This window comes from Bacillus sp. 01N42_2, from assembly GCF_056399565.1.
In genome coordinates this window covers 272,781-297,998 of record NZ_JBFTRO010000002.1, presented here as the reverse complement: position 1 = coordinate 297,998, position 25,218 = coordinate 272,781, and the positions used below count along the sequence as shown (strand labels likewise).

23 protein-coding genes are annotated in these 25,218 nt (G+C 45.9%); all 23 read left to right on the top strand.

The window, feature by feature from the left end; translation table 11 throughout:
* Positions 1-13 precede the first annotated feature (13 nt).
* The 23 genes from AC1DN5_RS05140 (at position 14) to AC1DN5_RS05030 (ending at position 25,180) form a co-directional block, all read left to right on the top strand.
* A complete protein-coding gene (locus AC1DN5_RS05140) occupies positions 14-487 on the top strand; it encodes a DUF6115 domain-containing protein (RefSeq protein WP_064778914.1) in 474 nt (157 codons plus the stop codon).
* A 144-nt stretch (positions 488-631) separates the two neighbouring features.
* Positions 632-1,372, top strand: a complete 741-nt coding sequence (gene rpsB / locus AC1DN5_RS05135) for a 30S ribosomal protein S2 (protein ID WP_047474981.1) — start codon at positions 632-634, stop codon at positions 1,370-1,372.
* Positions 1,373-1,471: 99 nt separating this feature from the next.
* On the top strand, positions 1,472-2,353 hold the full coding sequence (tsf, locus tag AC1DN5_RS05130) for a translation elongation factor Ts (protein ID WP_064778915.1): 882 nt from the start codon (positions 1,472-1,474) through the stop codon (positions 2,351-2,353).
* Between the two features lie 145 nt (positions 2,354-2,498).
* Entirely contained in the window at positions 2,499-3,221 is a 723-nt protein-coding gene (gene pyrH, locus AC1DN5_RS05125) for a UMP kinase (protein ID WP_016936098.1), read from the top strand.
* A 2-nt stretch (positions 3,222-3,223) separates the two neighbouring features.
* Positions 3,224-3,781 carry a ribosome recycling factor gene (frr, locus tag AC1DN5_RS05120; RefSeq protein ID WP_016936097.1) on the top strand — a complete coding sequence of 186 codons (558 nt, stop codon included), beginning with the start codon at positions 3,224-3,226 and terminating at the stop codon, positions 3,779-3,781.
* Positions 3,782-3,906: 125 nt separating this feature from the next.
* Positions 3,907-4,689: an isoprenyl transferase gene (locus AC1DN5_RS05115; protein WP_016936096.1), complete on the top strand. Its 783-nt coding sequence runs from the start codon at positions 3,907-3,909 to the stop codon at positions 4,687-4,689.
* Positions 4,690-4,692: 3 nt separating this feature from the next.
* Positions 4,693-5,490, top strand: coding sequence for a phosphatidate cytidylyltransferase (locus AC1DN5_RS05110; protein ID WP_016936095.1), 798 nt, complete (start codon positions 4,693-4,695; stop codon positions 5,488-5,490).
* Between the two features lie 55 nt (positions 5,491-5,545).
* Positions 5,546-6,697, top strand: coding sequence for a 1-deoxy-D-xylulose-5-phosphate reductoisomerase (gene dxr / locus AC1DN5_RS05105; RefSeq protein ID WP_045926447.1), 1,152 nt, complete (start codon positions 5,546-5,548; stop codon positions 6,695-6,697).
* A 6-nt stretch (positions 6,698-6,703) separates the two neighbouring features.
* Positions 6,704-7,972 (top strand): RIP metalloprotease RseP, encoded by a 1,269-nt coding sequence (gene rseP, locus AC1DN5_RS05100; protein WP_095240712.1) that lies wholly within the window; start codon positions 6,704-6,706, stop codon positions 7,970-7,972.
* Positions 7,973-8,003: 31 nt separating this feature from the next.
* Positions 8,004-9,698 carry a proline--tRNA ligase gene (locus tag AC1DN5_RS05095; protein ID WP_366969387.1) on the top strand — a complete coding sequence of 565 codons (1,695 nt, stop codon included), beginning with the start codon at positions 8,004-8,006 and terminating at the stop codon, positions 9,696-9,698.
* A gap of 111 nt (positions 9,699-9,809) precedes the next feature.
* A complete protein-coding gene (locus tag AC1DN5_RS05090; protein ID WP_060962775.1) occupies positions 9,810-14,123 on the top strand; it encodes a PolC-type DNA polymerase III in 4,314 nt (1,437 codons plus the stop codon).
* A gap of 240 nt (positions 14,124-14,363) precedes the next feature.
* Complete coding sequence (gene rimP / locus AC1DN5_RS05085) at positions 14,364-14,834, top strand: ribosome maturation factor RimP (protein ID WP_016936090.1); 471 nt, start codon at positions 14,364-14,366, stop codon at positions 14,832-14,834.
* A gap of 39 nt (positions 14,835-14,873) precedes the next feature.
* Positions 14,874-15,995, top strand: coding sequence for a transcription termination factor NusA (nusA, locus tag AC1DN5_RS05080; protein ID WP_016936089.1), 1,122 nt, complete (start codon positions 14,874-14,876; stop codon positions 15,993-15,995).
* Positions 15,996-16,008: 13 nt separating this feature from the next.
* On the top strand, positions 16,009-16,284 hold the full coding sequence (gene rulR / locus AC1DN5_RS05075; RefSeq protein ID WP_003154193.1) for a glucose-induced regulator RulR: 276 nt from the start codon (positions 16,009-16,011) through the stop codon (positions 16,282-16,284).
* Between the two features lies 1 nt (position 16,285).
* Positions 16,286-16,588: a YlxQ family RNA-binding protein gene (locus AC1DN5_RS05070; RefSeq protein ID WP_003154192.1), complete on the top strand. Its 303-nt coding sequence runs from the start codon at positions 16,286-16,288 to the stop codon at positions 16,586-16,588.
* Positions 16,589-16,607: 19 nt separating this feature from the next.
* A complete protein-coding gene (gene infB, locus AC1DN5_RS05065; RefSeq protein WP_049628483.1) occupies positions 16,608-18,758 on the top strand; it encodes a translation initiation factor IF-2 in 2,151 nt (716 codons plus the stop codon).
* Positions 18,755-19,033 (top strand): DUF503 domain-containing protein, encoded by a 279-nt coding sequence (locus AC1DN5_RS05060; RefSeq protein WP_016936087.1) that lies wholly within the window; start codon positions 18,755-18,757, stop codon positions 19,031-19,033. The genes infB and AC1DN5_RS05060 overlap by 4 nt, the downstream gene beginning before the upstream one ends.
* A gap of 16 nt (positions 19,034-19,049) precedes the next feature.
* Positions 19,050-19,403 (top strand): 30S ribosome-binding factor RbfA, encoded by a 354-nt coding sequence (gene rbfA / locus AC1DN5_RS05055; RefSeq protein ID WP_003154185.1) that lies wholly within the window; start codon positions 19,050-19,052, stop codon positions 19,401-19,403.
* Positions 19,404-19,486: 83 nt separating this feature from the next.
* Positions 19,487-20,416, top strand: coding sequence for a tRNA pseudouridine(55) synthase TruB (gene truB / locus AC1DN5_RS05050; RefSeq protein ID WP_060962774.1), 930 nt, complete (start codon positions 19,487-19,489; stop codon positions 20,414-20,416).
* A 19-nt stretch (positions 20,417-20,435) separates the two neighbouring features.
* Positions 20,436-21,377, top strand: coding sequence for a bifunctional riboflavin kinase/FAD synthetase (gene ribF, locus AC1DN5_RS05045; protein ID WP_016936085.1), 942 nt, complete (start codon positions 20,436-20,438; stop codon positions 21,375-21,377).
* Positions 21,378-21,542: 165 nt separating this feature from the next.
* Positions 21,543-21,812 (top strand): 30S ribosomal protein S15, encoded by a 270-nt coding sequence (gene rpsO, locus AC1DN5_RS05040; protein WP_003154182.1) that lies wholly within the window; start codon positions 21,543-21,545, stop codon positions 21,810-21,812.
* A 173-nt stretch (positions 21,813-21,985) separates the two neighbouring features.
* Entirely contained in the window at positions 21,986-24,109 is a 2,124-nt protein-coding gene (gene pnp / locus AC1DN5_RS05035; protein WP_016936084.1) for a polyribonucleotide nucleotidyltransferase, read from the top strand.
* Between the two features lie 111 nt (positions 24,110-24,220).
* Positions 24,221-25,180: a polysaccharide deacetylase family protein gene (locus AC1DN5_RS05030; RefSeq protein WP_016936083.1), complete on the top strand. Its 960-nt coding sequence runs from the start codon at positions 24,221-24,223 to the stop codon at positions 25,178-25,180.
* Positions 25,181-25,218 lie beyond the last annotated feature (38 nt).

The window sequence follows — 25,218 nt, the reverse complement described above, 5'->3', positions numbered from 1 at the left end:
GCGAGTGAAAAACATGTCAACACTATTATGGCTTTTAAGCTTTATGCTTCACGGCATACTGCTTTATGCCGTCATTATTCTGTACACGAGGTTTTCAGCCCTCAAGGAGACGGAGCGTCAGCAGAAGAAGATTCTTGAAGAGACGGAAAACACCCTTGCTGCGTTTCTGCTTGAGTTAAAAGAAGAAAATGAAAGACTCGAAGATGCCAAAAACCGGGCTGATCAAGCGCCGGACGCAGAAGACGCGGAATCCCGGCCCGTCAAACCGCAAAAAGAGCCTGATATTCCGGATCACATGGAAAAGCTCATCAGTGCAACGGAACAGGCTGAAAGTGAGGAAAACGGCGCGCATTCGTTTGAAGATCGCGTTTCAGAATTATATGAACAGGGGCTCACTCCCGCGGAAATTGCCAAACGGATGAAGAGCGGAAAGACAGAAATCGAGTTGTTTTTAAAATTTCGCGGCAAAGCTGTAAAGGATTCTTGATTGTCGCATAAAGCTGTGTTATATTATGTCTTGGTGTTAAATACACACGCTTAACGATTTATGCAGAGGGTGCTGCAGGCGGCAGTTCTGTACAAAAATGACTTAAGCGGAGGAAAAAAAACCATTATATTAGGAGGAAATAACATGTCAGTCATTTCTATGAAGCAATTGCTTGAAGCTGGTGTTCACTTCGGTCACCAAACACGCCGTTGGAACCCAAAAATGAAGCGTTACATTTTCACGGAGCGTAACGGAATCTACATCATTGACCTTCAAAAAACAGTCAAAAAAGTAGAGGAAGCTTACAACTTCACTAAAAATCTTGCTGCTGAAGGCGGAAAAATCCTTTTCGTCGGAACAAAAAAACAAGCTCAGGATTCTGTTAAAGAAGAAGCTCAGCGCTCTGGCATGTACTTTGTCAACCAACGCTGGTTGGGCGGTACATTAACAAACTTTGAAACAATCCAAAAACGTATTAAACGTCTTAAAGACATTGAAAAAATGCAAGAAAACGGTACGTTTGAAGTACTTCCGAAAAAAGAAGTTGTTCAATTGAAAAAAGAATTAGAGCGTCTTGAAAAATTCCTCGGCGGAATTAAAGACATGAAGGGTCTTCCTGATGCATTATTCATCATCGATCCTCGCAAAGAGCGCATCGCTGTTGCGGAAGCTCGCAAATTGAACATTCCTATCATCGGAATCGTAGATACAAACTGTGATCCTGATGAAATTGATGTCGTAATCCCTGCAAACGATGACGCAATCCGCGCTGTCAAACTTCTTACTTCTAAAATGGCAGATGCAATCTTAGAAGCGAAGCAAGGCGAAGAAGAAGCGGAAGCTGCTGAAGAGACTGCACCTGAAACAGAAACGACAACTGCGTAACCTAATCAAAAGGTGATAAGAGGGACTGCCTTTTATCACCTTTTTTCAAGAAAAATGTATCTATACATATCTTGTTTACACATATAAGGAGGAATTTAAATGGCTATTACTGCACAGCAGGTAAAAGAACTGCGTCAAAAAACAGGCGCTGGTATGATGGACTGTAAAAAAGCGTTGACTGAAACTGACGGAGATATGGACAAAGCAATCGACCTTCTGAGAGAAAAAGGAATTGCGAAAGCAGCTAAAAAAGCTGACCGTATCGCTGCTGAAGGTTCTACTCTTATTAAAACTGACGGCAACAAAGGCGTTATCTTAGAAGTAAACTCTGAAACTGACTTCGTTGCGAAAAACGAAGGCTTCAAAGAGCTTCTGGACACGCTTGCTGACCACCTTCTTACAAACGCTCCTGCTGATCTTGAAGAAGCAATGGGACAAAAGATGGAAAACGGTTCTACTGTTGAAGAATACATCACAAGCAACGTTGCTAAAATCGGAGAGAAAATCACTCTTCGCCGTTTTGCTGTTCTTACAAAAGAAGACAGCGAAGCGTTCGGTGCTTACCTTCACATGGGCGGCCGCATCGGCGTATTATCTGTTCTTAGCGGAACAACTGACGAAGATCTTGCAAAAGACATCGCAATGCATGTTGCAGCGGTAAATCCTCGTTACATTTCACGCGACCAAGTGTCTGAAGAAGAAGCAAACCATGAGCGTCAGATCCTGACTCAGCAAGCTCTTCAAGAAGGCAAACCGGAAAACATCGTAGCTAAAATGGTTGAAGGCCGTCTGAACAAATTCTTCGAAGAAATTTGCTTATTAGACCAACCTTTCGTTAAAAACCCAGACGAAAAAGTGAAACAAGTTGTGGCTGCGAAAAACGCATCTGTTAAAACATACGTCCGCTACGAAGTTGGAGAAGGTATTGAAAAACGCCAAGAAAACTTTGCTGAAGAAGTTATGAACCAAGTGAAAAAATAATGGCGGAAAGCCTCGGCGAATCTTTCGCGGCTTTTCAGGCAGTATAGGGGACACTACTTGTGTTCCCTATTTTTAAAACTATATTTACAAACTTTTTTTTCTCTTGCATAATAGGAAACGGCAATGTTTACACTTGGAGGTTATTATGGAAAAACCAAAATACAATCGTATCGTTTTAAAGCTTAGCGGAGAAGCGTTGGCAGGAGAACAGGGAAACGGGATTAATCCGACTGTCATCCAATCCATAGCTAAACAGGTAAAAGAAATCGCTGAGCTTGACGTCGAAGTGGCCGTAGTCGTAGGCGGCGGCAACTTATGGCGCGGAAAAACAGGCAGTGACTTAGGAATGGACCGTGCGACTGCCGATTATATGGGCATGCTTGCCACTGTCATGAACTCACTTGCCCTGCAGGACAGTCTTGAAACTCTCGGAATCCAGTCCAGAGTGCAGACATCAATTGAAATGCGTCAGGTCGCTGAGCCTTACATCAGAAGAAAAGCCATCCGCCACCTGGAGAAAAAACGCGTTGTGATTTTTGCCGCGGGAACAGGAAACCCTTATTTCTCTACGGACACAACCGCAGCGCTGCGTGCCGCTGAAATCGAAGCGGATGTGATCTTAATGGCGAAAAATAATGTCGACGGTGTGTATAATGCTGATCCGAGAAAAGATGAGTCAGCCGTTAAATACGAACAATTATCTTATCTCGATGTGTTAAAAGACGGGCTGGAAGTCATGGATTCTACGGCTTCTTCACTATGTATGGATAATGATATTCCGCTGATCGTCTTTTCTATTATGGAAGAAGGAAATATTAAGCGTGCCGTAATCGGCGAATCAATCGGAACGATCGTAAGGGGGAAATAACGTTGTCAAACGAAGTATTAACACAAACAAAAGAACGCATGGAAAAAGCGGTTGCCGCTTATTCACGGGAATTGGCGTCAGTCCGCGCAGGACGTGCCAACCCGTCTCTATTGGATAAAGTGACAGTAGAATACTACGGTGCCCAAACACCTTTAAACCAGCTGTCTTCCATCAATGTGCCTGAAGCGCGTATGCTTGTTGTCACACCGTATGACAAAACAGCAATCGGCGATATTGAAAAAGCGATCCTGAAAGCTGATCTTGGCGTAACTCCGACAAGTGACGGCACAATTATCCGCATCGCGATCCCGGCTCTGACGGAAGAAAGACGTAAAGAACTTGTCAAAGTCGTGAAAAAATATGCGGAAGAAGCGAAAGTAGCAGTCCGTAATGTCCGCCGTGACAGCAATGATGAACTCAAGAAGCTTGAGAAAAACGGAGACATTACAGAAGACGAGCTTCGTGCTTCCAGTGAAGATGTTCAAAAGCTGACAGATGAATATGTGTCAAAAATTGACAGTGTCACAAAGGACAAAGAAAAAGAAATCATGGAAGTTTAATGAAAAACTATGTACAATAGATAATGTGAAAAGACCCTCTCATGTTTACAGGGGGTTTTTTTGTTAATACTGTTGATTACATTGATCATCAGCAATGCAACCTTTTTGGGTGACGGAGGAATCTCATGCTCAACATACTCAAAAATTGGAAGAATCAGCAGAATGCGGCTTCCAACTTAGAACGGTATACAAAAGAAGACATACTGAAGGGTGAAATTCCCGCACACATCGCCATTATTATGGACGGAAACGGGCGCTGGGCGAAGAAACGCTCACTTCCGCGGATTGCCGGACATCATGAAGGAATGAAAGTGGTAAAAAGGGTGACAAAGCTCGCAAATCAGCTCGGCGTCAAAGTTCTGACGCTTTATGCGTTTTCCACGGAGAACTGGAAGCGCCCGAAGATGGAAGTCGACTTTTTAATGAAGCTTCCGGAAGAGTTCCTGAATACGTACCTTCCTGAATTGATAGAGGAAAATGTACAGGTGAAAATTATCGGAGATGAATCTGCGCTCCCTTCTCATACGTACAGGGCGATTGAGAAGGCCGTAAAAGATACAGAACAAAATGACGGGCTGATTCTCAATTTCGCTTTGAACTACGGCGGGCGCACGGAAATCGTCAATGCGGCAAAAGCATTGGCCGAACAGGTGAAAAGCGGCACGCTGAATATCGAAGACATTGATGAAGCGCTCTTTTCCGGGCATTTAATGACGGAATCACTTCAGGATCCGGAACTCCTTATCAGAACGAGCGGAGAAATCAGACTGAGCAATTTTATGCTTTGGCAGGTGGCTTACAGTGAATTTGTTTTTACAGATGTCCTGTGGCCCGATTTTAAAGAAGATCACTTTCTGCAGGCAGTGGGAGAATTTCAGCAGCGGGGCCGGAGGTTTGGCGGAATTTAGAGGATGGTGGAAATGAAACAAAGATTGTTAACGGGTGTTCTGGCAGCGGCACTATTTTTATTTTTGGTTATTTTCGGAGGATTGCCGTTCACCGTATTTGTTTACGTGATGGGAAGTATAGCGCTTTTTGAGCTTTTGCGGATGAAAAAGCTCAGATTTTTTTCTTTTCCGGGGCTGATCAGCCTCTTGCTGTTATGGCTGTATATGATGCCGGATGAGTATCATTTTTTTGACGCGAAAATGGAAGTGACGATTTTCGCCGTACTGATACTGCTCAGCTATACGGTGCTTGTGAAAAACACCTTTACGTTTGACGAAGTCGGGTTCATCGTCCTCGCGACGGTATATATCGGACTGTGTTTTCATTATTTTATTGAAATCAGAAACATTGAAACAAACGGGCTTTTGTATATCTTTTATGCCTGCGTTGTCATATGGTCAACAGACTCGGGCGCATATTTCGTCGGAAAGTCGCTCGGGAAGCGGAAGCTGTGGCCTGAAATCAGTCCCAACAAAACGGTGGAAGGGTTTCTTGGCGGTATTGCGATCGCTCTTATTTTTACGGCTGTTTTCCAGCTGTTTGCGCATCTTCCGATTTCATACCCGATTCTTTTGGTCATCACACTTGTTCTGTCTGTTTTCGGACAGATCGGGGATTTGGTTGAATCAGCGCTTAAGCGGCACTATGATGTGAAGGATTCGGGGAAAATCCTTCCCGGGCACGGCGGCATTTTAGATCGATTTGACAGCTTTTTGTTTGTCATGCCGTTCTTATACTTTCTGCTTGCGCTTTTTTCATGAGAAAGGCTAATATGAAAACAAGACCGATCTGGACGCATAGAATGGGAGTGGCATTTTGAAGAATATTTGTCTTTTAGGAGCAACAGGATCAATAGGAGAGCAGACGTTAGACGTATTGCGCATGCATCAAGATCAATTCCGTCTCGTCTCGATGACTTTCGGTAAAAATGCCGAGAAAGCGATACCGTTGATCAGAACGTTTCAGCCGAAATATGTAGCAGTCGGCGACATGGATACATATCAAAAAGTGAAAGAGGCGTCTTTTTCTCATGAATGTCAAATCGGCATCGGAGAAGAAGGCCTGATTGAAGCGGCAGTCATGGATGAAGTGGATATCGTGGTCAATGCGCTGCTCGGAAGCGTCGGTTTAATTCCGACTTTGAAAGCGATTGAACAGAAAAAAACAATTGCGCTTGCAAATAAGGAAACTCTCGTCACTGCCGGGCATATAGTGAAAGGACACGCAAAACAATACGGCGTTCCTCTTCTTCCGGTCGACAGCGAACATTCCGCTATTTTTCAGGCGCTGCAAGGCGAACAGAGCAAAAATATCGAGCGTCTGATCATTACCGCATCCGGCGGCAGTTTCAGAGATAAAACGCGGCAGGAGCTTGAGTCTGTAACGATTGCCGATGCCCTTAATCACCCAAACTGGTCGATGGGCGCAAAGATTACGATTGACTCGGCTACAATGATGAATAAAGGGCTTGAAGTCATTGAAGCGCATTGGCTGTTTGACATTCCGTATGAACAGATTGACGTTGTTTTACATAAGGAGAGCATCATTCATTCGATGGTTGAATTTCACGACAGAAGCGTCATCGCCCAGCTCGGAAATCCGGACATGAGGGTGCCGATTCAATACGCGCTGACATATCCGGACCGGCTGCCTCTGCCTGAAACAAAAAGGCTTGAATTATGGGAGATCGGAAGCCTCCATTTTGCGAAAGCTGACTTTGAAAGGTTCCGCTGCTTACAATTTGCCTTTGAATCAGGTAAAATAGGGGGAACGATGCCGACGGTTTTAAATGCGGCTAATGAAGAAGCAGTTGCCGCTTTTCTTGGCGGACGGATTTCGTTCTTAACGATTGAAGATCTGATTGAAAAAGCATTGAACCGCCACAGCGTAATTCAGGATCCGAGTCTTGCGGATATCCAAGAAGTGGACAAAGACACCCGGGGATACGTTAATTCAATACTCACATAAGGTGGTATGTTCGTGAATACAGTTATCGCGTTTATTATTATTTTCGGAACGCTCGTTTTCTTCCATGAGCTGGGGCATTTACTGCTCGCCCAAAGAGCGGGAATCCTTTGCCGCGAGTTTGCGATCGGTTTCGGGCCCAAAATCTTTTCATTTAAAAAGAATGAAACCGTGTATACGATCAGGCTCCTTCCGGTCGGCGGGTTCGTCCGCATGGCCGGTGAAGATCCGGAGATGATTGAAGTCAAACCGGGTTATACCGTCGGTCTTCTTTTTAATAAAGACGACGAAGTGGAAAAAGTCATCATTAATCAAAAGGAAAAATACCCCGACGCTTTAATTATCGAGGTAGAGACGGCTGATCTTGAGCACGAAATGAAGATTACCGGGTACGAGCAGGGGAAAGAAGATGAGCTGGCGGCCTTTACTGTCAGCCAGACCTCTTTTTTCATCGTAGACGGAGAAGAAGTGCAGATTGCGCCTTACAACCGTCAATTCGGGTCAAAACCCGTATGGCAGCGGATTAAGGCGATTGCTGCCGGTCCGATTATGAACTTCATCTTAGCGTATGTCATTCTCGTCATGCTTGGATTTATTCAGGGCGTGCCTTCGAATCAGCCTGAGCTCGGGAAGCTGACAGACAATGGACGTGCTGCGGCTGCCGGTTTACAAGAAGGCGACTATATCCAGAGCATTAACGGTGAAAAAATGCGGTCATGGACTGACATCGTGACAGCGGTAAAAGACAATCCCGGGAAAAAAATCGATGTCGCCGTCAAACGGGACGGCAAATCGTTTCATATCTCGGTTACCCCTGAAGCCGTAAAAGATGAAAACAAAAAAACAATCGGCCGCTTCGGCTCTTATGCGCCGACTGAAAAAGGCGCGTTCGCAGCGATCGCTTACGGCGCGACATCTACTGTTGATGTCACAAAGGCGATCCTGACCAACTTAAGCAAAATCGTGACAGGCCAGTTTAAGCTTGATATGCTTTCGGGTCCTGTGGGGATTTATGATATGACGGATCAGGTTGCAAAAACCGGCATCATCAATCTATTCCAGTTTGCGGCATTTTTAAGCATCAACCTTGGAATCGTCAACCTGCTGCCGATCCCGGCGCTTGACGGCGGACGGCTGCTGTTTTTATTCATTGAAGCAATCCGCGGTAAGCCGATTAACCGTGACAAGGAAGCATTTGTCGTATTTATCGGCGTAGCTTTCTTAATGCTTCTTATGCTGGTTGTCACATGGAACGATATCCAGCGTTTATTCTTATAATTGACTAGTAAAAAATCAGAGGTGCGAAGACATGAGACAAAGTTTGACGCTTATTCCGACCCTGAGAGAAGTGCCGGCTGATGCTGAAGCAAAAAGCCATAAGCTTCTGCTGAGAGCGGGATTTATCAGACAAAATACGAGCGGGGTTTACAGCTACATGCCCCTTGCTTACAGGGTCATTCAAAACATTCAGAAGATCGTGCGTGAAGAAATGGAAAAAATCAACGCGGTGGAAATGCTGATGCCGGCCCTTCAGCAGGCCGAAACATGGCAGGAATCAGGCAGATGGTATACGTACGGGCCTGAATTGATGCGTCTGAAAGACCGTCACGGCCGCGAATTTGCTTTAGGCGCGACGCATGAAGAAGTCATTACTTCTCTCGTGCGCGATGAGGTGAAATCTTATAAGCGTCTGCCGCTCACTCTTTACCAGATCCAGTCTAAATTCAGAGATGAAAAACGCCCGCGTTTCGGGTTATTGCGGGGACGCGAATTCATCATGAAAGATGCGTATTCTTTCCATGCCTCTGAAGAAAGTCTGGAGGAAACATACCAAAACATGTACGGCGCATACAGCAGCATTTTCGCACGGTGCGAATTAAACGTCCGTCCCGTTATCGCTGACTCAGGCGCAATGGGCGGAAAAGACACGCATGAATTTATGGCTCTTTCCGAAATAGGGGAAGACACCATCGCTTATTCCGATGAATCCTCTTACGCAGCCAACACGGAAATGGCCGAAGTTGTGATGAAAAGCGAGCCTTCCAATGAAAAACCCGAGGCGCTGGAGAAAATTGATACGCCGAATGTTAAAAGCATTGAAGAGCTGGCTTCTTTCCTTCAGATTGAACCGAGCGCCTGCATCAAATCCATGCTGTTTAAAGCAGATGACCGATTTGTTCTCGTGTTAGTAAGGGGCGATCATGAGGTCAATGACGTAAAAGTGAAAAACCTTCTGAACGCGGAAGCGGTTGAGCTTGCGTCTCATGAAGAGGTAGCGGAGAAGCTTGGCACGGAGCCGGGATTTGCGGGGCCGATCGGCGCTGCCGGCGACATTGAGATTTATGCCGACCAGGCTGTGAAAGTCATGGTAAACGCAGTAAGCGGCGCGAATGAAAAAGACCGCCATTACAGAAACGTAAACATCGAACGCGATGCGTCTGTAAAAGCATATGCCGATCTTCGAATCATTCAGGAAGGCGATCCGTCACCTGACGGAAAAGGCACGATCCGCTTCGCTGAAGGGATTGAGGTCGGACAAGTCTTTAAGCTCGGTACGCGTTACTCTGAAGCGATGAATGCGACATACCTTGATGAAAACGGGCGTGCGCAGCCGATGCTGATGGGATGTTACGGAATCGGCGTATCAAGAACGCTTTCAGCAATCGCCGAACAGCACCACGACGAAAAAGGCCTGATCTGGCCGAAAAGCGTTGCTCCGTATGATCTTCATATTTTGGCGCTGAATATGAAAAACGAAGCGCAAAAAGAGCTTGCCGAGCAGCTATACGGTAAACTCCAAGCCGAAGGTTATGAGGTGTTATACGATGACCGCGCTGAACGCGCAGGCGTGAAATTTGCTGACTCTGACCTGATCGGCCTTCCGATCCGCATCACTGTCGGTAAACGTGCAGATGAAGGCATCGTAGAAGTAAAAATCCGCAAAACCGGTGAATCTGCCGAAGTTTCAGTGGATGAGCTTTCTGAATTTATCAAGACGAAGTAATCACCATAACGAATCGTACAAAATCATGTTAAAATAGAGAAAAAAGAAGGTACCTCATCACCTGCGGAGGTACCTTCACTTATGATGTTTTAAGGGAGGGATACTGTCTGAATGGAACAGTTATCAGTAAACAGAAGACAGTTTCAGATTCTTCTTCAGCAGCTTAATATGACAGATGATACCTTCATGACATACTTTGAAGACGGAGAGATTGATAAACTGACAATCCATAAAGCAGAAAAGGCCTGGCATTTTCAATTTCGCTTTAAGGCTCTTTTGCCGTATCAAATATATGACTCATTCATGATGAGGTTAACACAATCGTTTGCTCACATTGCCCGGGTCACGTCGTCCATTCAAGTCATTGATCCTAGAGTGTCAGAGGAGCTTGTACAGGATTATTGGACACGCTGTATCGAAGAGCTTGAAGGAACCTCGCCGCCGATGGTGGCACTTTTGAATCAGCAGAAACCGAAGCTCAAGGGAAACAAGCTGATCGTGAAAACAAAAACAGATACAGAAGCATCGGCGCTCAAAAATAAATACAGCGCTCTGATTCAGCACAGCTATCGCCAATTCGGTTTTCCGGAACTGCAGCTGGATACCGAAACTTTCGTGTCTGACCAAGAAGTCCAGAAATTCCGCGAGCAAAAGCTTGCTGAAGATCAGGAGCGGGCGATGCAGGCGCTTATCGAAATGGAGAAGAAGGAAAAAGAGGGCGATGAGGATCAAGCGCCGTCCGGCCCGCTTGTCATCGGCTATCAAATTAAAGAGAACGAAGAAATCCGGACGCTTGACAGCATCATGGATGAAGAAAGAAGAATTACGGTGCAGGGTTATGTGTTTGATGCTGAAACACGCGAGCTGAAAAGCGGACGCACGCTCTGCATTTTCAAAATCACGGACTATACAAACAGTATTTTAGTAAAAATGTTTGCGAGAGAAAAAGAAGACGCCGCCCTGATGAAAACACTGAAAAAGGGCATGTGGGTGAAAGCGCGGGGAAGCATCCAAAACGATACATTCGTCAGAGACCTCGTCATGATTGCAAATGACGTGAATGAAATAAAAGCCGAAACCCGTGAAGACACGGCTCCTGAAGGCGAAAAGCGGGTAGAGCTTCATCTGCATTCCCCGATGAGTCAAATGGACGCTGTAACGGGAATCGGAAAGCTTGTCGAACAGGCGAAAAAATGGGGGCATGAAGCGATTGCCTTAACTGATCATGCCGTCGTGCAGTCCTTCCCGGATGCCTATTCCGCCGCGAAAAAACACGGCATTAAAATGATTTACGGAATGGAAGCCAACATCGTAGATGACGGCGTTCCGATCGCATACAATCCCGCTCACCGTCTTCTTGAAGAGGACACATATGTCGTCTTTGACGTTGAAACGACAGGTCTGTCCGCCGTGTATGACACAATCATTGAGCTGGCCGCAGTCAAAATAAGAGGCGGAGAAATCATTGATAAATTTGAAGCGTTCGCCAATCCGCATCATCCGCTGTCAGCAACGACGATAGAGCTTACCGGGATTACGGATGACATGGTCCGCGACGCTCCCGATGTCGTTGACGTCGTCCGGGATTTTAAAGAATGGATTGGCGATGATGTGCTTGTGGCTCATAACGCCAGCTTTGATATGGGATTTTTAAATGTAGCGTACAAGCGCCTTCTGAAAACGGAAAAAGCGAAAAATCCGGTCATTGATACGCTGGAACTCGCGCGTTTCCTGTATCCTGAATTTAAAAATCACCGCTTAAATACGTTATGTAAAAAGTTTGATATTGAATTAACCCAGCATCACCGTGCGGTCTTTGACGCTGAAGCAACGGGATACCTGCTGTTGAAAATGCTCAAAGACGCGGCTGAAAAAGATATTTTTTATCATGATCAGCTGAATGAGAATATGGGACAATCCAATGCTTACCAAAGATCGAGACCTTATCACGCAACATTGCTTGCCGTAAATGAGACCGGCCTGAAAAATCTGTTTAAGCTCGTGTCGATTTCTCATATTCAATATTTCTACAGAGTGCCGCGCATTCCGAGGTCACAGCTTAATAAATACAGAGAAGGCCTGTTAATCGGCTCTGCCTGTGACAGGGGAGAGGTTTTTGAAGGTATGATGCAAAAATCACCTGAAGAGGTTGAAGATATCGCATCCTTCTATGACTACCTTGAAGTGCAGCCGCCGGAAGTATACAGACACCTGCTGCAGCTTGAGCTCGTCCGGGATGAAAAAGCGCTGAAAGAAATCATCGCCAACATTACGAAGCTCGGGGAAAAATTGAATAAGCCGGTCGTTGCCACAGGAAATGTCCACTATTTAAACGATGAGGATAAAATTTACCGAAAGATCTTAATTTCTTCCCAAGGCGGCGCCAACCCGTTAAACAGGCATGAACTGCCAAAAGTGCACTTCAGAACGACAGATGAAATGCTGGAGGCTTTCTCTTTTCTGGGTGCGGAAAAAGCGAAAGAAATCGTAGTTCATAATACGCAGAAAGTCGCTTCGATGATCGAAGAGATCAAGCCGATTAAAGACGACCTGTACACGCCGAAAATTGAAGGTGCTGATGAAGAAATCCGTGAAATGAGCTATCAGCGCGCGAGAAGCATTTACGGTGAGGAGCTCCCCGAAATTGTTGAAGCGAGAATAGAAAAAGAATTAAAAAGCATCATCGGCCACGGATTCGCCGTTATTTATCTCATTTCACATAAGCTTGTCAAACGGTCTTTGGATGACGGCTATCTCGTCGGCTCCCGGGGGTCCGTCGGTTCATCACTTGTGGCGACCTTAACGGAAATTACTGAAGTGAACCCGCTTGCTCCGCATTATGTGTGCCCGAGCTGCCGGTATTCCGAATTCTTTAATGACGGATCAGTCGGTTCCGGTTTTGACCTTCCGGATAAAAGCTGCCCGTCTTGCGGCACTCCTTTGAAAAAGGACGGACATGATATTCCGTTTGAAACGTTCTTAGGCTTTAAAGGTGACAAAGTACCCGATATCGACTTGAACTTCTCAGGTGAGTATCAGCCGCATGCCCATAACTACACGAAAGTGCTGTTCGGGGAAGATAATGTTTATCGCGCGGGAACGATCGGCACCGTTGCGGAAAAGACGGCTTACGGATATGTGAAAGGCTATGCGGGCGACCACAACCTTCATATGCGCGGCGCGGAGATCGACCGCCTTGTACAGGGATGCACCGGCGTTAAGAGAACGACCGGTCAGCACCCGGGGGGCATTATCGTTGTGCCGGATTACATGGATATTTACGACTTTTCACCAATTCAATTCCCGGCTGATGCGACGGGTTCTGAATGGAAAACAACTCACTTTGACTTCCACTCCATTCATGACAACCTGCTGAAGCTTGATATATTGGGGCACGATGATCCGACAGTCATCCGGATGCTTCAGGATTTAAGCGGAATTGATCCGAAGACGATTCCGACAGATGATCCGGAAGTCATGAAGATTTTCCAAGGCACAGAATCGCTCGGCGTCACTGAAGAACAGATCGGCTGTAAAACGGGGACCCTCGGCATTCCTGAATTCGGGACGCGATTTGTGCGGCAGATGCTTGAGGATACGAAGCCGACGACGTTCTCTGAGCTTGTCCAGATTTCCGGGCTTTCCCACGGAACGGACGTATGGCTCGGCAATGCGCAGGAACTGATACACAACAATACGTGTGAACTGAGCGAAGTAATCGGCTGCCGTGATGACATTATGGTTTACTTGATTTATCAGGGCCTTGAGCCTTCACTGGCCTTTAAGATCATGGAATTTGTCCGTAAAGGCAAAGGCCTGACGCCGGAATGGGAAGAAGAAATGAAAAAGAACAATGTGCCGAACTGGTATATTGATTCATGCAAAAAAATCAAATACATGTTCCCGAAAGCCCACGCCGCCGCATACGTATTAATGGCGGTGCGGATTGCATACTTTAAAGTGCATCACGCGCTTTTATATTATGCTGCGTATTTTACCGTGCGTGCAGATGACTTTGACATTGATACGATGATTAAGGGCTCGACTGCCATCAGAGCGGTGATGGATGATATCAGCTCTAAAGGGCTTGATGCTTCTCCGAAGGAAAAAAACCTCCTGACCGTGTTAGAGCTTGCGCTTGAAATGTGTGAACGCGGCTATTCTTTCCAGAAGGTCGATCTATACCGTTCCAGCGCTTCGGAATTTATCATTGACGGCAACAGTCTGATTCCGCCGTTCAACTCGATTCCGGGGCTTGGAACCAATGCCGCTCTCAATATTGTAAAAGCGCGGGAAGAAGGAGAGTTCCTTTCAAAAGAGGACCTTCAAAAACGCGGAAAAGTGTCAAAAACCATTTTAGAGTATTTAGACCGCCACGGCTGTCTGGAGTCGCTCCCGGATCAAAATCAGCTGTCTCTGTTTTAAGCTTTGAGGACAGCCGTCTGAGCGGAGTTTGATTTGCATTAAATATATGGTTATGGTATAGTTTTATTGGAAATGCTAACGATTACCGAGGCAAAGAGTGGGGAAACCCGCTCTTTTGTATTGAACAGGCAATTTTGCCTCGACATGTCCATCGTTTTCTCAAAGCCCCTGCTCTTTAGAAGCAGGGTTTTTATGCAGAGGAACGGCTGATATGATATCGACAGCACAAGGAGGAAAAACATGAGCAAAAAAGTGACTGATACCGTTCAAGGAATGGCTCAGCCCATACTGGATGACCTTCAGCTTGAACTCGTAGACATTGAATTTGTCAAAGAGGGTCAAAACTGGTTCCTTCGCGTGTTTATTGATTCCGATAACGGTGTTGATATTGAGGAGTGCGCCAAAGTCAGCGAAGCGTTAAGCGAAAAGCTGGATGAGGCCGATCCGATCACTCAGAACTACTTTCTTGAAGTATCTTCTCCTGGAGCCGAGCGTCCATTAAAGAAAAAAGCCGACTTCGAAAAATCACTGGGTAAAAATGTGTACATGAAAACGTACGAACCGATTGACGGTTTAAAAGTGTTTGAAGGCAAATTGGCTGAATTTGATGGACAAACTGCTACAATAGAGATGACAATTAAAACAAGAAAGAAACGGGTCAATATTCCGTATGAAAAAATAGCTAACGCAAGATTAGCTGTAACATTTTAATCAATGAAGTATTAGTGTTTAAGGGGGGAGACCGCTAACATGAGCAGTGAACTATTAGATGCCCTCACGATTCTTGAAAAAGAAAAAGGCATCAGTAAAGACATTATCATCGAAGCAATTGAAGCTGCCTTAATTTCTGCGTATAAGCGAAATTTTAACCAGGCGCAAAACGTACGGGTCGATCTGAACCGTGAAACGGGCACCATCCGCGTGTTCGCAAGAAAAGATGTCGTAGACGAGGTATACGATTCAAGGCTTGAAATCTCGCTTGACGACGCCCAGCACATCCATCCGAACTACCTTGTCGGAGATGTCGTTGAAATAGAAGTAACGCCGAAAGACTTCGGCCGCATTGCCGCGCAGACGGCGAAACAAGTTGTGACGCAGCGTGTCCGTGAAGCTGAGCGCGGCGTGATTTACTCGGAATTTATCGATCGTGAAGAAGACATCATGACGGGAATTGTACAGCGCTTAGACAGCAAGTTTATTTACGTGTCTCTCGGCAAGATTGAAGCGCTGCTGCCCGTTAACGAACAAATGCCGAATGAGAGCTATAAACCTCACGATCGGATTAAAGTATTTATCACAAAAGTCGAAAAAACGACAAAAGGGCCGCAGATCTACGTATCAAGAACGCATCCCGGTCTTTTGAAGCGTCTTTTTGAAATCGAAGTGCCGGAAATTTATGACGGAACGGTCGAGCTGAAATCCGTTGCCAGAGAAGCGGGCGACCGCTCCAAAATCTCTGTCCGCACTGATGATGCTGACGTTGATCCCGTCGGTTCATGCGTCGGTCCTAAAGGCCAGCGCGTGCAGGCGATCGTCAATGAACTGAAAGGCGAAAAAATTGATATCGTCAACTGGTCTGATGATCCGGTTGAATTTGTTGCCAATGCGCTCAGCCCATCTAAAGTGCTGGATGTCATCGTCAACGAAGAAGAAAAAGCCACGACTGTCGTTGTTCCTGATTACCAGCTTTCTCTGGCGATCGGAAAAAGAGGGCAAAACGCCCGCTTAGCTGCGAAACTGACAGGCTGGAAAATTGATATCAAAAGTGAAACGGATGCAAGAGAACTTGGCATCTTTCCGAGAGAGCATGAAGAAGATGACGATTTAGAGCCGCTCTTTATGGAGCCTGAAACAGCAGAATCGGATGAATAAGAGGTGACTTTAGGTGAATAAGCGAAAAAAAATTCCTCTGCGTAAATGTGTGGTAACGGGGGAAATGAAGCCTAAAAAGGAACTGATCCGAATTGTCCGTTCAAAAGAAGGAGAGATTTCAGTCGATCCGACAGGCAAGAAGAACGGGCGGGGTGCCTATATCACCCTGGAGAAAGAATGCATCTTAGCTGCGAAAAAGAAAAACACATTGCAAAATCAATTTCAATCACAAATCGATGACCAGATTTTCGAAGAATTGCTGGAACTGGCGGAAAAGGTGAAAAAATAACATGTCTGGAATGGAATGGTTTCCCTTGCTGGGTCTGGCCAATCGAGCTCGTAAGGTCGTGTCGGGCGAGGACTTGGTTATAAAAGAAATTAGAAATGCGCGTGCAAAACTTGTTCTGCTGACAGAAGATGCATCTGCGAATACTGCAAAAAAAGTATCCGATAAATGCAATTATTATAAAGTACCTTATAAAAAAGTCGAAAGCCGCGCGGATCTCGGCCGCTCTATCGGCAAGGAATCACGTGTCGTTGTCGCCGTCACTGACCAAGGTTTTGCGAATAAGCTGATCAGCTTGCTCGATTAATATTTTTGGGGGTGAACGAATGGCTAAAATGAGAGTATACGAATATGCAAAAGCCATCAATGTTTCAAGTAAGGAAATTTTGACTGCGCTGAAAAACATGGATATAGTAGTAAATAACCATATGGCAACGCTTGAAGAAAAGACCATTAAGCAGCTTGATGCGAAATTTAAAAAAGGCGGCGCCGGCGTTAAATCTCAAAAGCCTGCGGAAACGAACAAAAACAAGCAGCCGCAAGGGGTTAATCAGCAGCCTGCTGGGAATCAACCAAACAAAATTCGAGACGGAAAGAAGAATGACGTGCAGAATAATCAATTTAACAAAAACAAGAAGAACAACAACAACAAAAACAAAAACAAACGCAATCATAACAACAAAAATCAGCATCAGCAAAAACCGCTGAAGCCGAAAAAAGAGCTTCCTGAGAAAATTACGTTTTCCGGCTCTTTAACAGTCGGAGCTTTAGCCGAGGAACTGGGCAAAGAGCCGTCTGAACTCATTAAAAAACTGATGCTTCTGGGCGTAATGGCTACGATTAACCAGGAGCTTGACAAAGACACAATCGAACTGATCGCATCTGAATACGGTGTGGAAACAGAAGAAGTGATTGTGCTTGAAGAAACTGAGCTTGAAAAGTATGAAGAGGCTGACAAAGAAGAAGATCTTCAAATCCGTCCGCCTGTCGTGACAATCATGGGCCACGTTGACCACGGGAAAACGACCCTTCTTGACAGCATCAGAAAAACAAAGGTTGTTGAAGGAGAAGCGGGCGGAATCACCCAGCATATCGGGGCTTACCAGATCGAAGAAAACGGCAAAAAAATCACGTTCTTAGATACACCGGGACACGCGGCGTTCACAACGATGCGCGCGCGCGGAGCGGAAGTAACCGATATTACCATTTTAGTCGTAGCGGCCGATGACGGCGTTATGCCGCAAACGGTCGAAGCCATCAACCATGCGAAAGCGGCTGAGGTTCCGATTATCGTTGCCGTGAATAAAGTGGATAAAGAGAGCGCGAACCCTGACCGTGTCATGCAGGAGCTGACTGAATATGGACTCGTTCCTGAAGCATGGGGAGGAGAAACGATTTTCGTTCCTCTGTCCGCGCTTACAGGCAAGGGAATTGACGAGCTTGTCGAAATGATTCTGCTTGTCAGTGAAGTGGAAGAGCTGAAAGCCAATCCGAACCGTCAGGCAAAAGGAACGGTTATTGAAGCTGAGCTTGATAAAGGAAGAGGATCTGTCGCGACACTTCTCGTTCAAACGGGAACATTGCATGTCGGAGATCCGATCGTTGTCGGAAACACATTCGGCCGCGTGCGGGCCATGGTCAATGATCTCGGCCGCCGCGTGAAAACAGCCGGACCGTCCACACCTGTAGAGATCACAGGCTTAAACGACGTACCGCAGGCTGGCGATCAATTCCTCGTCTTTAAAGACGAAAAAACAGCCCGTTCTGTCGGTGAAGCGCGCGCTTCCAAACAATTGGACGAACAGCGCAGCGACAAAGCGAAGCTGAGCCTCGATGATCTGTTTGAACAAATTAAACAAGGTGATGTCAAAGACATCAACTTAATCGTAAAAGCGGACGTTCAAGGTTCTGCAGAAGCGTTAACGGCCGCTCTTCAAAAAATTGAAGTAGAAGGCGTAAAAGTGAAAATCATTCACACAGGCGTCGGTGCGATTACGGAATCAGACATCATTCTCGCATCTGCTTCAAATGCAATCGTTATCGGGTTTAATGTGCGCCCAGACGGAAATGCTAAGAGCACGGCTGAAGCAGAAAATGTAGATATCCGCCTTCACCGTATCATTTACAAAGTCATCGAAGAAATTGAAGCGGCGATGAAAGGAATGCTTGATCCTGAATACGAAGAAAAAGTCATCGGCCAGGTTGAAGTGCGCCAAACATTCAAAGTGTCGAAAATCGGTACGATTGCCGGCGGATATGTAACAGACGGCCACATTACACGTGACAGCGGACTCCGCTTGATCCGTGACGGCGTCGTTATCTTCGAAGGCGAAGTAGACGTTCTGAAACGCTTCAAAGATGATGTGAAAGAAGTTTCACAAGGATATGAATGTGGTATTACAATTAAGAAATACAATGACATTCGCGAAGGTGACATCCTTGAAGCGTATGTCATGCAGGAAATCGAAAGAAAGTGATCGGATTTGCGGAATGTGAATGCATCATTTACGATGCGGGATCATTAAAGGAGAAACGGGCCGTTCTGAAGCGGATTATAACGAGGGTCCGGAATAAGTTCAACGTGTCGGCCGCAGAAATCGGCTATCAGGACACTTGGCAGAGGACCAGCTTCGGAATCGCCGTCGTCTCCTCCTCTCACGTTCAGGCGGAAAAGGAGATTCAGCGCGTACTCGCGTTTATTGACTCCTTTCCCGAAATAGAACGGACGATCACTAGAACAGAGTGGTTTTAACTTAGAGGTGATTGAATTGAGTATGAGAGCAAACCGTGTCGGCGAACAGATGAAAAAAGAGCTCGGAGATATTATCAGCCGAAAGCTGAAAGATCCGAGAATCGGATTTCTGACTGTAACAGACGTACGTGTTTCAGGTGATTTGCAAATAGCGAAGGTGTATATCTCCGTTCTCGGCGGAGAGAAAAAGAAAGAGGAGGCGCTGAAAGGGCTTGAGAAAGCGAAGGGATTTATCCGTTCTGAAATCGGCAGCCGAATCAGACTCCGCAAAACGCCAGAGCTTGAATTTGAATTTGATGAATCAATTGAATACGGCAACCGTATTGAAACACTGATTCACGAACTGCATTCAGATAAACCGTCTGAATAACGGGAAAAGAGGATGGGCGTTGTCGTCTGTCCTCTTTTCTGCGTTTTACAGGGATACAATGATAACAAAGGAGCGAAAGACAGATGGTTAACGGAGTTCTCCTTTTACATAAACCGGTCGGCATGACTTCTCACGACTGTGTAATGAAAATAAGAAAACTGTTAAAAACAAAGAAAGTCGGGCATACGGGAACGCTTGATCCGGAAGTGTCAGGCGTACTGCCGATCTGTGTCGGACGGGCCACAAAGATTGTTGAGTACGTCACCGACAAATCAAAAACGTACGATGCTGAGATCACTCTCGGTTTCTCCACATCGACTGAAGACCAGACGGGGGAAACCGTCAGCGTAAAACCTGTCAAGGAGCCGATAAAAGAAGCGGATATCAAAGCCGTTTTAGACGAACTGAAGGGGCCGCAGGAACAAGTGCCGCCGATGTATTCCGCGGTCAAGATCAACGGGAAAAAGCTCTATGAATACGCCAGAGCGGGTATTGAAGTGGAACGGCCGAAGCGGAATATCACGATTGAGGATATCGCGCTTACTTCACCTGTCACTTATAAGGATGATACAGCGTCATTCCGTTTCACAGTTACGTGCTCAAAAGGCACTTACGTCAGAACATTGGCGGTGACAATCGGTGAAAAGCTTGGCTATCCCGCTCATATGTCCCACCTCATCCGCACCGCTTCCGGCGATTTCAGCCTGGATGAGTGTTTTACGTTTGAAGAGCTTGAGCAGCAGGTTTCAGCCGGCACGGTTGCAGAGCATGCGGTGCCTATCGAAAGAGCGCTCAATCATTTGCCGAAATGGGTCATAAGTGATACATTAGCTAAGAAAGCTGAAAACGGGTCAGTGTTTGACATACCGGCGGAATTTTCTGCAATGACAGCTGACGCCCGTATAGCTGTCTGTACCGAAGCCGGAGAATGTGTGGCCATTTATATGCCGCACCCTTCAAAACATGGACTGCTGAAACCGGCTAAAGTGCTGATGCAAAAAAGCGAACAATAAGAAAAAAGGTGACCGTTCTGTGAAGACGATACATATTTCTCATCCGCATCATTTACAAAAAGAAGAGCAGCCGGCGTCTGTCATGGCCCTCGGCTACTTTGACGGCGTTCATTTGGGACACCGGAAAGTAATCGGAACAGCCAGACAAATTGCCGAAGAAAAAAACCTGTCGCTTGCCGTCATGACGTTTCATCCGCACCCCTCCCATGTTCTGGGCAGAGACAAAGAGCCAAAGGATCTGATTACGCCGCTTGAAGATAAAATCAGCCAGATCAGCCGTTTAGGCGCTGATGTGCTGTATATCGTAAAGTTTGATGAATCGTTTGCGGCTCTTTCTCCAAAACAGTTTGCCGAGGAGTATATTTTAGGATTGAACGCCCGGCACGCGGTGGGAGGCTTTGATTTTACGTACGGAAAATACGGAAAAGGCACGATGGCTACGCTGCCGGACGATTTAGACGGCAAGGCCGAATGCACGACTGTCGAAAAACAGACTGAGCAGGACAGAAAGATCAGCTCAACTTATATCCGGTCAGCGCTGCAGGATGGCGACGTGGAGCTGGCACACACGCTCCTCGGCCAGCCGTATTTTATCAGGGGCACTGTGATCCACGGAGACAAAAGAGGCCGCACCATCGGCTTTCCGACGGCGAATATCGGTCTGCACAACAGTTATATCGTGCCGCCGACAGGCGTGTATGCCGTGAAGGCCGAAATAAAAGGCAGGGTGTATGAAGGCGTCTGCAATATCGGCTACAAACCGACCTTTTATGAAAAGCGTCCCGATCAGCCGTCAATTGAAGTTCATTTATTTGATTTTCAACAGGATGTATACGGAGAAGACGTTAAAATCGAGTGGTATAAACGCATCCGGAGCGAACGGAAGTTTAACGGCATCGACGAACTGACGGCTCAGATTGAGAAAGACAAACAAGAAGCGATCCGTTTTTTCAGCAAATAACGGAAAAAACATCAAAAGTACACAAATTTTATTCTAAAAGATTTGCATATGGGCGCGATTTTTAGTATCATATGTTTCGTAGTCTTAAAACCATTGCTTGGCAATCCGAAGTCACCGACGGTTGCTAGGTAACTGGGGCTAATTATAATATGGAGGTGAAACAGGATGGCAATTACTCAAGAGCGTAAAAATCAACTCATCAGTGAGTTCAAAACACACGAATCTGATACTGGATCTCCAGAAGTTCAGATCGCTATCCTAACAGACTCAATTAACAACTTGAACGAGCATTTGCGTACTCATAAGAAAGATCACCACTCACGTCGCGGTCTTCTTAAAATGGTAGGTAAACGTCGTAATCTTCTTACGTATCTGCGTAATAAAGACGTAACTCGTTACCGTGAGTTAATTAACAAACTAGGCTTACGTCGATAATCGTAAAAAGCGGGAGGATTCCCGCTTTTTTATCGTATTAAAGCGAAAAAAATAATAATAAAAAATAATGAAATCCTTTTACATACTACTTTGACATTGATATGTTCAATTCATTTCGTTCATAATAGGAGTAATTGATTATTTCACACATTAAGAGAGGAGCTCGTAATCGAATGGGACAAGAGAAACATGTCTTTACCATAGATTGGGCCGGCAGACAGCTTACAGTAGAAACCGGCCAGCTTGCCAAACAGGCAAACGGCGCTGTTATGGTCCGCTACGGCGATACCGCAGTGCTCAGCACAGCAACCGCATCAAAAGAACCGAAACCGCTAGATTTTTTCCCGCTTACCGTTAATTATGAAGAAAGATTATACGCAGTCGGTAAAATTCCGGGCGGCTTTATTAAAAGAGAAGGCCGTCCGAGTGAAAAGGCCGTTTTAGCCAGCCGTCTGATTGACCGCCCGATCCGCCCGCTTTTCGCAGACGGATTCCGTAACGAAGTACAGGTCATCAGCATTGTCATGAGTGTCGATCAAAACTGCTCATCTGAAATGGCTGCAATGTTCGGTTCATCACTCGCTCTTTGCGTTTCCGATATTCCGTTTGAAGGCCCGATTGCGGGTGTGACGGTAGGCCGCATTGACGGGGAGTTCATCATCAATCCGACGGTTGACCAGCTTGAAAAAAGTGATATTAACCTTATCGTTGCAGGCACAAAAGACGCCATCAACATGGTGGAAGCGGGAGCGGATGAAGTTCCTGAGGAAATCATGCTTGAAGCGATTATGTTCGGCCACGAAGAAATTAAGCGCCTGATCGCTTTCCAAGAAGAAATTGTTGCGGCAGTCGGCAAAGAAAAAACGGAAATCGCACTGTATGAAATTGATGCAGAGCTCAGCGAGAAAGTGAAAAGTCTTGCGGAGCCGGATCTGCTCAGCGCCATTCAAGTTCATGAAAAGCATGCGCGCGAAGATGCGATCAGTAAAGTGAAAGATGCAGTCGTCGCGAAATTTGAAGAAGAAGAGCACGATGAAGATACGATCAAAAAAGTGAAACAGACACTGTCTAAACTTGTGAAAAACGAAGTGCGCCGTTTGATCACAGAAGAAAAAGTCCGTCCTGACGGCCGCGGCGTCGATCAAATCCGCCCGCTTTCTTCAGAAGTCGGCCTTCTGCCGAGAACGCATGGCTCAGGGCTGTTTACGAGAGGACAGACCCAGGCGCTCAGCGTATGTACATTAGGCGCTCTTGGCGACGTTCAGATTCTTGACGGTTTAGGCGTGGAAGAATCAAAACGGTTTATGCATCATTATAACTTCCCGCAATTCAGCGTAGGGGAGACAGGCCCGATGCGCGGACCGGGACGCCGTGAGATCGGTCACGGGGCTCTTGGAGAGCGTGCGCTTGAGCCGGTCATTCCGAATGAAAAAGACTTCCCGTATACGGTTCGCCTCGTATCCGAAGTGCTTGAATCAAACGGTTCCACTTCACAGGCCAGCATTTGCGCGAGCACGCTTGCCATGATGGACGCCGGTGTTCCGATTAAAGCGCCTGTTGCAGGTATCGCGATGGGACTTGTGAAATCAGGCGAGTACTACACAGTATTAACGGATATTCAAGGAATGGAAGATGCCCTCGGTGACATGGACTTTAAAGTAGCCGGTACGGAAAAAGGCGTAACAGCGCTGCAAATGGACATTAAAATCGAAGGCCTTTCAAGAGAAATCCTTGAAGAAGCGCTTCAGCAGGCGAAAAAAGGAAGAATGGAAATCCTGAACAGCATGCTCAGCACGCTTGGTGAATCAAGAAAAGAACTTTCTCAATATGCACCGAAAATTTTAACGATGACAATCAATCCGGATAAAATCCGTGACGTTATCGGGCCGAGCGGCAAACAAATCAACAAAATCATTGAAGATACCGGTGTTAAAATTGACATTGAACAAGACGGCACCATTTTTATTTCTTCTACTGATGAAAGCAGCAACCAAAAAGCGAAAAAAATCATCGAAGATCTTGTCAGAGAAGTCGAAGTAGGCCAGCTTTACCTCGGTAAAGTCAAACGGATTGAGAAATTCGGCGCTTTCGTTGAAATCTTCAGCGGAAAAGACGGTCTCGTTCACATCTCTGAACTTGCGCTCGAACGGGTCGGCAAGGTTGAGGATGTTGTGAAAATCGGTGACGAAATCCTTGTGAAGGTAACGGAAATTGATAAACAGGGACGTGTCAACCTGTCGCGTAAAGCAGTGCTGCGCGAAGAGAAAGAAAAAGAGCAGGAACAACAACAATCTTAAATGAAAACCTAACAAGGAGCCTGGGAGACCCGGCTTCTTTATTTTGAGAAAGACAACAGCGGGTTCTACCTTGTCCTCTTTATACATAATGTGTGATGAGGGGGGAAGGACATGTTGAAAAAATTCGTGCCGTTTGCCGTTTTTTTATTTCTTTTTTTTGTTTCGTTTGAAATGATAAAAAACCCGTATACAGTTGATTACATAGACGCAATGAAAAAAGACGCAGTGACTGTGTCAGCATCAAAAGATCCGCTTTATGAGGAATTGCTGCAAAAAGCGCCGGAGTATGAAGTGAAGCCGCAAGATGCGAGAATTGATAAAATATGGAAGAGTATACCAGGATATAACGGTTTAAAGGTCAATGTGGAAAAATCCTATAAACAAATGAAAAAGGATGGAGAATTTCATGAAGATGATCTTGTCTATGAGCAGGTAAAACCGAAAGTCCATCTCGATTCTCTTGCGCCCGAACCCATTTATAAAGGAAATCCCGATAAACCGATGGTCGCTTTCCTGATAAATGTCGCCTGGGGAAATGAATACGTGGAGCAAATGCTGCCTATTCTGAAACAGCATCAGGTCAAAGCAACTTTCTTTCTTGAAGGGAAATGGCTAAAAAACAATCAGGAACTTGGGAAAAAAATAGCGGCAGACGGACACGAAATCGGAAATCATTCATACAATCACCCTGATATGAGCAAACTGACTTCAGGAAGCATTTCCGAACAGCTTGACAAAACCAATGCACAAATCAGCGAGACGCTCGGCATGAAGCCGAAATGGTTTGCGCCGCCAAGCGGCAGCTTCAGAAAAGCTGTGGTCGACCTTGCGGCGGAAAAAGGAATGGGCACCATCATGTGGACCGTTGACACCATAGACTGGCAAAAACCGTCTCCGGCTGTTTTACAAACAAGGGTGTTGAGCAAAATACATAACGGAGCCATGATTTTAATGCATCCGACTGATCCGACTGCGAAAAGCCTGGAAACACTGATTACAAAAATCAAAGAAAAAGGCTATGCGCTCGGCTCGGTGTCTGACTTAATGGATGAAAACAGGCTGATGAAGTAGCAGGCGGCAGTTTGCCTGTCTTTGAATAGGAGGAACAA

Bases quoted from the DNA above. Each gene is read 5' to 3' on its own strand.
- AC1DN5_RS05140 (WP_064778914.1), top strand. From the start codon at position 14: ATGTCAACACTATTATGGCTTTTAAGCTTTATGCTTCACGGCATACTG.
- rpsB (WP_047474981.1), top strand. From the start codon at position 632: ATGTCAGTCATTTCTATGAAGCAATTGCTTGAAGCTGGTGTTCACTTC.
- tsf (WP_064778915.1), top strand. From the start codon at position 1,472: ATGGCTATTACTGCACAGCAGGTAAAAGAACTGCGTCAAAAAACAGGC.
- pyrH (WP_016936098.1), top strand. From the start codon at position 2,499: ATGGAAAAACCAAAATACAATCGTATCGTTTTAAAGCTTAGCGGAGAA.
- AC1DN5_RS05115 (WP_016936096.1), top strand. From the start codon at position 3,907: ATGCTCAACATACTCAAAAATTGGAAGAATCAGCAGAATGCGGCTTCC.
- AC1DN5_RS05110 (WP_016936095.1), top strand. From the start codon at position 4,693: ATGGTGGAAATGAAACAAAGATTGTTAACGGGTGTTCTGGCAGCGGCA.
- rseP (WP_095240712.1), top strand. From the start codon at position 6,704: ATGTTCGTGAATACAGTTATCGCGTTTATTATTATTTTCGGAACGCTC.
- AC1DN5_RS05095 (WP_366969387.1), top strand. From the start codon at position 8,004: ATGAGACAAAGTTTGACGCTTATTCCGACCCTGAGAGAAGTGCCGGCT.
- AC1DN5_RS05090 (WP_060962775.1), top strand. From the start codon at position 9,810: ATGGAACAGTTATCAGTAAACAGAAGACAGTTTCAGATTCTTCTTCAG.
- rimP (WP_016936090.1), top strand. From the start codon at position 14,364: ATGAGCAAAAAAGTGACTGATACCGTTCAAGGAATGGCTCAGCCCATA.
- nusA (WP_016936089.1), top strand. From the start codon at position 14,874: ATGAGCAGTGAACTATTAGATGCCCTCACGATTCTTGAAAAAGAAAAA.
- AC1DN5_RS05070 (WP_003154192.1), top strand. From the start codon at position 16,286: ATGTCTGGAATGGAATGGTTTCCCTTGCTGGGTCTGGCCAATCGAGCT.
- infB (WP_049628483.1), top strand. From the start codon at position 16,608: ATGGCTAAAATGAGAGTATACGAATATGCAAAAGCCATCAATGTTTCA.
- truB (WP_060962774.1), top strand. From the start codon at position 19,487: ATGGTTAACGGAGTTCTCCTTTTACATAAACCGGTCGGCATGACTTCT.
- rpsO (WP_003154182.1), top strand. From the start codon at position 21,543: ATGGCAATTACTCAAGAGCGTAAAAATCAACTCATCAGTGAGTTCAAA.
- pnp (WP_016936084.1), top strand. From the start codon at position 21,986: ATGGGACAAGAGAAACATGTCTTTACCATAGATTGGGCCGGCAGACAG.
- AC1DN5_RS05030 (WP_016936083.1), top strand. From the start codon at position 24,221: ATGTTGAAAAAATTCGTGCCGTTTGCCGTTTTTTTATTTCTTTTTTTT.